Raw genomic sequence first — 8,671 nt, forward strand, 5'->3', positions numbered from 1 at the left:
AGACGACGCATGGAGGGCGACTCCCTTCAGCCGCTTAAGGTTTTATGGGGATGTCCAAGAAGTTGGACATCCCCTTTTTATTTTCACGGGAGTCGAAACCCGCTTGCGCTGGCCGGCAGGCCAGGAAGGCGGACAGGAAGTTCGCCGCCAGCAAGCGGGGGCGGCCTGGAATGCGTCGGCAGGACGGCAAATTGTTATTTCAGTGATATACTATGAGCAAATACTTTTCCTCAAGGAGCTCCTATGAAATATCTTGTCGCTTATTATTCAAGGACCGGTAATAACAGATTTGTCGCAGAAAAACTTGCCGCCGATTTACAAGCAGACTTGGCAGAAATTAAGCCAATGATCAATGCGTTTTTATTAAATATTTTTGGGCTAACCTTGGGAATTAAAAAAATTGCCAAAAACGTTCAAGACTATGAAGCGGTTATCCTCTGCGGACCCATTTGGATGGGCCAGCTTGTCGCCCCGCTAAAGAAGTTTATAAAAAAGAACCAAAAAATGATAAAAAAGCTTTACTTTGTAACCTGCTGCGGTGGCGGAGAGGCTGAAAAGGACTCTCAATTTGGTTACGAAGGGGTCTTTAAAAAGGTTGAATATTTGACAGGTAGCACATTTGCGGGAGGGACAGCCCTGTCTACCAGTTGGTTGCTGTCCGACCAAAAAGAAGCAACGCCAGAAAGTGTAATGGAGATTAAGCTTAATGAGCATAATTTCCAGGGCCGGATTAAAGAAGCATACACACAATTCGTCTACGCATTGGTATAGAGACAACAGGAGGTGATTTCTTTTCTTCAATTTAATAACTTTTATTATCTTAGTTTCAGGAGAAATTGATGAAAAAGAAGGCTTCTCTGTTAATGTTGTTCTCTGTCGTCTTTATGGACATGATTGGGTTTGGCTTTATTATTCCCCTGATTCCCGACTATATCGCCCGTTTTGGCGGTGCACCAGCCCTTTCAGGACTCCTTGCAGCGGTTTATGCCTTGGGGCAGTTTTTTGCGGCCCCCATTGTAGGCCGGCTCTCTGATACCTATGGCCGAAAACCACTGCTCCTCTTTTCTATTGGGGGGACCTTCCTTTCCCTTTTGCTGCTCGCATTTTCCCGTAATCTTCTCCTCGTTTTTGCAGCCCGCCTCCTGGACGGTCTCACTGGCGGTAACATTACCGTAGCCCAGTCATATATTGTGGATATTACCGATGAAAAGAACCGGGCTCGGGGTTTGGGTCTTATCGGCATGGCCTTCGGTTTTGGTTTTATTTTAGGTCCCCTTTTTGGCGGACTCCTCTCCACCTTTGGCCTTGCCGTGCCCGCCTTTGTCGCCGCCGGCATTGCGTTCATCAATCTGATTTTTATAAGTTTTCTCTTAGAAGAAAGCCTAACAGAGGAACGGAAAAAACAGGTAGATGTAAGACCCCGCAAAGCCCTCTCCCTGCGTGTATTGATAAACACCCTTCGCCGTGAGGGAACGGGGACGGTACTGCTTATGACTCTGTTTTATAGTTTTGCCTTTGTTCTCTTTGAAAGCATGTTTACAGTCTTTGTGGCCGATAGGTTGGGCCTCGATTCCCGGTCCCGGGGTTTGCTTCTAGCCTATGTGGGGCTTCTTGTGGCCCTTGTGCAAGGCGGTCTAGTGGGGCCCCTGGTCAAGAAGTTCGATGAACGGCGGCTTGCTGCCGTTTCAGTGGTGATCGCTGCCCTGTCCATGCTGTTATATGCCTTTTCTGCTTCCCTGTTATATCTCATGATAGTGCTGATTCCATTAAGCATAGCTTCGGGCATCGTTTCTACATTGCTGCGCACCCTGCTTACCAAGAGCGTCCCCCACGAGCAGGCCGGCGGAACCCTGGGGCTGTCCTCTTCTGCGGAAAGCCTGAACCGGGTTCTGGCTCCCATGGCTGGCAGCGCCTTGTTTGCATCCCTCGGTGCCTGGTCTCCGGGGGTACTGGCGGGTATCCTGCTGCTTATCACGGGCTCCATAGGTTGGAAAAAATTGATACAGGAAGATTGTCTTGCCAAGGATGGCCCCATGTGCGAAGATGTGGCATAATTAGGTATGCTGTTATTCATTTCTTTTCTCATCATATTGGCCATACTCTCTATGAAGGTGAGCGCACGGCTGGGTTTGCCCCTCCTTATCGGTTTTATTTTGATCGGCATTTTGGTAGGAAGCGATGTGCTCAATTGGTTTTATTTTGATAACGCGCTGCTCACTAAACAAATTGCCGATATTCTCCTTATTTTTATTATTTTTGACGGGGGTTTCCGCATCCCGAGGAATGTGTTCCGCAGTGTGGCAGGCCCTTCTCTTACCCTTGCCACGCTGGGGGTTGCGCTGACCGCGGCTGTCTTGGGTTTTCTTATCCATTTTATCCTGCGCCTCGATCTAGTGTACTCTTTCATGATTTCGTCCATCATTTCTTCTACCGACGCCGCTGCGGTGTTTATGATTACCAATGCCAACCCGATAAAACCGAAATTGGCGGCAACTTTAAATGTCGAGTCCGCCGCCAACGACCCCATGGCGATACTGCTCACCGTTACCTTTATCCAAATTGCAACTCAGGCCTTTAGGTCCCCTGCCATCGCGGTGCTCTCCCTTATCTGGCAGTTTGTCGGCGGGGCGCTCTTAGGTTTTGTTTGTTATAAAATTTCTGCACTCTTTTTGCATTATTTACGGTCCGAAAACCGGGGAAGCTACAATGTCCTTATGATTGGTCTCATTCTTATGACCTACGGGATTGCGGACCTTGTCAAGGCAAACGGTATTATAGCGGTATTTTTTCTCGGTTTCTTTCTGGGTAACTACAATTTTCCCGCAAAACGGAGCGTCAGCAGTTTTCTTGAGAGCCTTTCTACTATTTTCAATATAGCCCTCTTTATTATGCTGGGGCTTTTAGCCTTTCCCCACCGCTTTGTTAATATTTGGAAGGAAGCGCTTATTATCGTCGCCCTCATGATGTTTATCGCCCGTCCTGTGGCGATTTTGCTTTCCACGATTCCATTCGGTTATAACTTTAAGGAAAAACTATTTCTCATGTGGGGCGGTATAAAAGGGGCAGTGCCCATAGTCCTTGCGACCTACCCTGCCGCCCAGGGTATGGATAGCAACGGCTTTATTTTTGACACCATATTTTTCGCCGTTTTCCTTTCCTGCATCATTCAGGGAACCACATTAGGCCCCCTCGCTAAACTACTACAGTTTACCGAACCCCGAAAACCACCGCTTCCCCACAGTATAGAGCTCCATTCTCTGCGCTCAAGCGATTATGATATGGTCGAGATTCCTGTGGAAGCCACATCGCCTTATAAAAACACCCCCATATCGAGCTTGAACCTTGATAAGGATATGCTTATCACATCCATTGTGCGGGATGGAAACATCATTTTGCCCAAGGGAAACACGGTCATCAAGGAGAACGATATCCTATTTTTTCTTGCTCCCCTTTCCAAGATTGATGATATCAATCGCCTTGTTAACCTAAAAACCTAACTCGCTGGATCTGGAGGTTTAATTATGCGTAATTTTACGTTTTATGTTCCAACCGAAGTTGAATTCGGTAAAGACACGGAAAACAAGGTTGCGGACCTAATAAAAAAGCACGGCGGCAGCCGAGTTCTCGTGGTATACGGCGGGGGCAGCGCTCTAAAGAGCGGACTCCTTGATAGAATTTATAGCCGTCTTAAAGAAGGAGGAATCCCCTACGAAAGCATCGGCGGGGTAAAGCCAAATCCGACCCTGGCCCTCGCCCGGCAGGGGGTAGCACAGGCCCTTGCGATGAAGGCTGATTTTATCCTTGCCATCGGCGGGGGCAGCGTTATCGATACTGCCAAGGGCATAGCCCATGGGAACGCAAATCCCGGAACCGATATTTGGGACTTTTGGACCGGAAAGGTGAGCCTTCGAAAAACCACCCCGGTCGGCGTGGTACTTACCATCCCTGCTGCGGGGAGCGAAACGAGCGCTTCCGCGGTGCTGACCAATACAGAAATCGGCCAGAAACGGGGCCTCTCTTCCGAATTTAACCGGCCCGCCTTTGCCATCCTGAACCCGGAGCTGACCTTTACGCTGCCGGTCTACCAGGTAGCCTGCGGTATCACGGATATCCTCATGCATACCCTGGATCGCTATTTTGTTCCCGAAGAGGACAACGAAACAAGCGATGCCCTAGCGGAGGCTTTGCTCAGAACGGTTATCCGCAATGGTGCCAAGGCTATTAAGAATACCCATGACTACCAAGCCATGAGCGAACTTATGTGGTGCGGAAGTCTATCCCATAACACCATCACCGGCCTTGGGAGCAGGGGAGACTGGGCGGTGCACCAGCTTGGCCACGAACTGAGCGCTAAATATGATGTAGCTCACGGGGCGAGTCTTTCGGTCATGTGGAAATCATGGGCGCACTATGTGTATCCCGCAAATCCTAGGCGTTTTGCCCGCTATGCCCGGGAGGTTTGGGGCATCGGGGCTAATGGTGATGATGAGAAAACAGCCCTGGCTGGAATTAATGCAACTGTGTCCTATTTTAAGTCCCTGGGTATGCCAACCAATTTCCAAGAACTGGGTATAGGTCCTTTACAGGATGCGGAACTCGATGAACTGGCTTACCGCTGTACTTATTTCGGAGCCCGCACTATCGGTAACCTGCTTGTGCTAGATCAGAAAAAAATCCGGGATGTGTATGCCCTGGCTAATAAGGACGGGAGGTCTTAAGCATCTCAGGTGATACACTTTATAGCCGATGTCCATCTGGGAAAATTGGCCCGCATCTTAAGACTCCTCGGTTTTTCAGTCTATTACCGAAATAACTTAGAAGATGCGGAAATCGCAAACCTTGCATCTCAAGGGGATCTTGTGGTGCTTTCCCGGGACCGGGAGCTTTTGAAACGGCGCCTGATTAAAAAAAGCCTTTATATTACCTCAACTGACCCAATAGTCCAAACTGTTCAGGTAATTTCTGTCCTGGGCCTTGAGGATTCTATTCACCCCTTTACCCGCTGTTCCCTCTGCGGAGCTTCCCTCTGCCATGCGGATAAATCGGCTGTTTATGAAATTTTACCCCCTTCTGTGAGGGATAAATACGACACCTTTTATCAGTGCAGTGCCTGCGGCAAGCTCTTTTGGAAGGGAGATCACTTTAGGACCATGACTAGGCTTTTTGAAAGGCTTTTAGACAAGGGATTGCACTTGCCGAACTAGTCTGTTACATAGAATTCGATATAGTACTGTACAAGTTGTTGTACAAGTTTCGCGTAGTCTTTTATTCCAGTTTGATGAACCTCGCAACGTACATGGGGCCCATGCCGCTCTCTGTATCGGGCAGGATGTGTCTGCCGAACTCGGTCTCTTCCCCTTCGGCAAAATCGGGCTTATCTATCTGCACCTGACTGCCGTATTTTTTTACAAGCCGCATGACAACTCCATCGTTTTCTTCAGGAGTAAGGGCGCAGGTGGAATAGACGAGGGAGCCACCCGGCGCGAGGAGCAAAAAAGCCCCTGATAGCAAGGCCCATTGCCGCTGGCTTAAGGCTCGGGGGCGGTTCCGCGTCCATTGAGCCAGGGCTTTGGGATCGGCTATCACATGGCGTTCACTGGAACAGGGGGCATCCAGGAGTATAGCGCGGAACCGCCCCCGCTCGGCCTCACGACGGGCGAGGGACCCAGCATCAAAGCCGGATACGGTGACACGCTGCCGTTTTTCGACCGGCAAGTGGCGGTTAAGGACATCGACGAGGCGGCGCCGCCGGTCACTGGAAAGTTCATTGGAAAGGAGCCGCACCGATTCCCCCATGCGGCTTGCGATGACGAGGCTTTTGCCCCCCGGAGCGGCGCAGGCATCAAGCACCTCTCCTGTTTCGGGGAGCCTGAGGGCTTCGGCGGCGAGGACCGACGCCCGGTCCAGGTAATATGGCTCTGCAAGGCCGCAGCTGTATGCTACCATATGGCTATCCTGGAGCAGGCTATTTCGCAGAATACCCCAGCGGCTTCCAAATATGGATTCATAATAGGTTTCAAAGTCCTTATTGTTCATCAATCTGGTCCTGTAAAATTAGCTGTGCTGTATCCATACAAAAAGTGCCAATAGATACAGGAGTTCCCCCAGTTCTATCGCAGCCCCCAGGCTGTCCCCAGTGTAGCCGCCAAGGCCTTTTTTATAAAGCCCGCCGATTGCAAGACCGCTTGTAAGGGACGAAAGGAAAGCAAGACATGCCGCAAAAAGGAAGAGCTGCAAAAAGGTAATAAGTTCCCAGCGGAAGAAGCCAGAGGACTGCCAAAAGGCATCTTTCGGTATAAATAGATTCATCCTGATTGGAGACTCTGGGGAGGCAAAAATAAAAAGTAAAAGCGGAACTGCAAGATACAATGCCAGGGCCGCAAGAAAACCAAGCATGGTAGAGCGAAGCCGGCTCCCCGCGGCAAGGGCCCCAAGTCCTTCCTGTTTAGCGGGCTCGTAGATAGCCGGTATAAGGGACCCCGCAGTTTTGCCTGCCAATGGGAAAAGGAGGAGCAGAAAGAGGGGCGGAGAAAGCAAGATGCTATGGGAAGCGCGGCCCGCAAAGGCAGGAAATAAAAAGCTCATCATGCTGACCAGGATAAGAAATTTAAAGGACAGGTAGGAAAGGGCGGTAAAAATCCCATACACCCCGATCCGAGGATCCTTAAGAATCTGGAAACGCTTTTCCCGGTCAAAGGCGCCGAGAAAGGCATCCGCCGTATCAAGAAGGCCATCGAAATGGAAAAGGTTAAAGGCTCCGTATTGCAACATCAGGGCTGTGAGCGCTGCGAGAGCCAAGTCCCTGAAAAACCAAGCTCCTGCGGCAAATCCAAGGCTAAACAGCATGGACTGAAACAGGGCAGTTATGGGGAGATAAAAATCGAGCCGGGCAGCGCTGAAAGTAAACGAAAAGGGAAGGGGAACGCGGCAGACCAGTGAAAGGCTCGATAAAAACCGGTCTACCGCGCTCGGCGGGCTTTCCGCGTCAGGCTGAACATCAATATTTTTCTTCTTCATGACTGCTGTCTGATATACCGGCGCTTTCAAAGGACGCCATTGAATTGCTTGTTTTAACCGCCAGCTCAAGAATGTAGCCGGCGAGGACCGCACCGGTACCTTCCCCGAGGTGCATCCCCAGGTCCAGGATCGGTTCAAGACCCATGGCCGCCAGGACCGGCTTGTGGCCCTTAACTTTGGAGAGGTGCCCCGCAAAGAGAAAATCCGTAACGGTCTTGTCCATGCTATAGGCCATATAGGCTGCGCTCGTAACAGGAAAGCCGTCGATCATGCAGCCAATCTTTCGGTTTCTCAGCCCCAGAATGAGTCCTGCCATCATAGCCAGGTCATAGCCTCCGACTTTTTGGAGTATGTCCCGGGGTGATGCGAAGGGCCGGTGCTTCTCTACTGCCTGAGCAATCACGTCCCGTTTGTGGTTAAGGGTTGCGCTGTCTATGCCGGTGCCGCGGTCCACAACGTCGTCCAGGTGAAAGCCGCTTGCCACGAGGAGGGCCGCAGCGGTGCTTGTGTTGCCGATACCCATGTCACCGATAGCCACAAGCTCATAGCCCTGCTTTTCCGCATCTTCCGCAAGGCTTTCTCCTGCTGCAAGGGCTTCTTCCAGTTCCATTGCGGTCATAGCCTTTTGATGAAGAAAATTGGCAGTTCCGGCGCCGATCTTTTTGTTTAAAAAGCGCCGCCCCGGGGGGAGCGCCTCGGCCAATTTAAGTAACGCCGAATTATCCACGGTAGTATCCGTTGCAACACCCGCATCCACCGCAATAAGGTCCCAGGAGGATTCCCCATCCATGCTCGCATCTCCCGCCATGGCGTTAATCGCAGCCCCTCCTGCAAGGATGTTAAGGAGCATCTGGTAGGTTACTTCCTGGGGGTATAGGGATACACCCTCGGCCGTTATTCCATGGTCTGCGGCAAACACATAGACCGCTTTTTTGCTTATCCGCGGAGGTACCCGCGCCTGCAGGGCGGCAAATTTTACCACCAGATCTTCGAGCCGTCCAAGACTGCCGCGGGGTTTGGTGAGATTGTCCAAATATTTTTGCATTTGCTGTGCGATTGTGGTGTTCATGGTGTACTCCGTTTATTTAAGGTTGTTAAGCATAGTTTGCAGGACTTTAAGACTTTTTTCTACTTCCTGCCAAGAAAAGAGTTCTAGATTGATGAGTGGTGGCCTTTTCTGCCCCATGAGCGCAGTTGTGAGGGGCTCTAGCCATAATTCGCCTCCAGTAAGAGGGCGGTGGTCCGGGAGCCGTTCGTCCAGTTTCGCAGCCGCTATGTCGGTACTGTGTAAATGGAGTTCCCGGATGCGGCTTTTACGGCTCTCCCAAAAGCTCAGGACCCTTTGTGCGGGGGCATCATAAAGGTGCCCTGTGTTTTTAGGCTCATTGCTTCCGGTATGTGGAGCTGCCAAAACAAGGTGCCCCGTATCCATACAGAGGGGAATGGAGGACAGCCGGGTTTCCAGGGATTCTAGCCAGCCGGGTTTTGTGTTTTCAGCATAAAAGCGGTCCCCATAACGGGCCTGCCATGCGGAAATCAACGATGAAAGTTCATCAACCTGGATGGGATTATCGGGATTTGCCGGATGAAACACAAAGTGCTTAACCAGGGGCGAAATGGTTTTTATAAGGTCTTCGTGTTTTGGTCTCAGGCT

Annotated in this window: 9 protein-coding genes and 1 pseudogene; 6 read left to right on the top strand and 4 right to left on the bottom strand. The window is 50.7% G+C overall.

The features are described from left to right. From Q7P68_RS13540 to Q7P68_RS13565, 6 genes are all read left to right on the top strand, one after another. The coding region (locus Q7P68_RS13540) for a hypothetical protein (protein ID WP_304226551.1) at window positions 1-247 on the top strand (247 nt) is incomplete at its 5' end. Beyond that, window positions 244-771 carry a flavodoxin family protein gene (locus Q7P68_RS13545; RefSeq protein ID WP_304226553.1) on the top strand — a complete coding sequence of 176 codons (528 nt, stop codon included), beginning with the start codon at window positions 244-246 and terminating at the stop codon, window positions 769-771. The genes Q7P68_RS13540 and Q7P68_RS13545, both read left to right, overlap by 4 nt. Before the next feature lie 68 nt (window positions 772-839). Then, window positions 840-2,054, top strand: a complete 1,215-nt coding sequence (locus tag Q7P68_RS13550; protein WP_304226555.1) for an MFS transporter — start codon at window positions 840-842, stop codon at window positions 2,052-2,054. A gap of 6 nt (window positions 2,055-2,060) precedes the next feature. After that, window positions 2,061-3,497: a potassium/proton antiporter gene (locus Q7P68_RS13555; RefSeq protein WP_304226557.1), complete on the top strand. Its 1,437-nt coding sequence runs from the start codon at window positions 2,061-2,063 to the stop codon at window positions 3,495-3,497. Between the two features lie 24 nt (window positions 3,498-3,521). Further along, window positions 3,522-4,718: an iron-containing alcohol dehydrogenase gene (locus tag Q7P68_RS13560; protein WP_304226558.1), complete on the top strand. Its 1,197-nt coding sequence runs from the start codon at window positions 3,522-3,524 to the stop codon at window positions 4,716-4,718. A 9-nt stretch (window positions 4,719-4,727) separates the two neighbouring features. After that, window positions 4,728-5,204 carry a Mut7-C RNAse domain-containing protein gene (locus Q7P68_RS13565; protein WP_304226560.1) on the top strand — a complete coding sequence of 159 codons (477 nt, stop codon included), beginning with the start codon at window positions 4,728-4,730 and terminating at the stop codon, window positions 5,202-5,204. Between the two features lie 61 nt (window positions 5,205-5,265). Here the strand turns inward: Q7P68_RS13565 and Q7P68_RS13570 are convergent, their stop codons facing one another. The 4 genes and pseudogenes from Q7P68_RS13570 to Q7P68_RS13585 form a co-directional block, all read right to left on the bottom strand. Beyond that, window positions 5,266-6,036 carry an SAM-dependent methyltransferase gene (locus tag Q7P68_RS13570; RefSeq protein WP_304226561.1) on the bottom strand — a complete coding sequence of 257 codons (771 nt, stop codon included), beginning with the start codon at window positions 6,034-6,036 and terminating at the stop codon, window positions 5,266-5,268. A gap of 18 nt (window positions 6,037-6,054) precedes the next feature. Continuing rightward, window positions 6,055-7,017 carry an adenosylcobinamide-GDP ribazoletransferase gene (locus tag Q7P68_RS13575; protein WP_304226563.1) on the bottom strand — a complete coding sequence of 321 codons (963 nt, stop codon included), beginning with the start codon at window positions 7,015-7,017 and terminating at the stop codon, window positions 6,055-6,057. Next, window positions 6,998-8,086 carry a nicotinate-nucleotide--dimethylbenzimidazole phosphoribosyltransferase gene (cobT, locus tag Q7P68_RS13580; RefSeq protein WP_304226565.1) on the bottom strand — a complete coding sequence of 363 codons (1,089 nt, stop codon included), beginning with the start codon at window positions 8,084-8,086 and terminating at the stop codon, window positions 6,998-7,000. Before cobT ends, Q7P68_RS13575 begins: the two co-directional genes overlap by 20 nt. A 12-nt stretch (window positions 8,087-8,098) precedes the next feature. Then, window positions 8,099-8,671 (bottom strand): annotated as a pseudogene (locus Q7P68_RS13585) (hypothetical protein); the annotation flags it as partial.

This window comes from Gracilinema caldarium (assembly GCF_029265695.1).
GTDB classification, from domain to species: domain Bacteria; phylum Spirochaetota; class Spirochaetia; order Treponematales; family Breznakiellaceae; genus Gracilinema; species Gracilinema caldarium_A.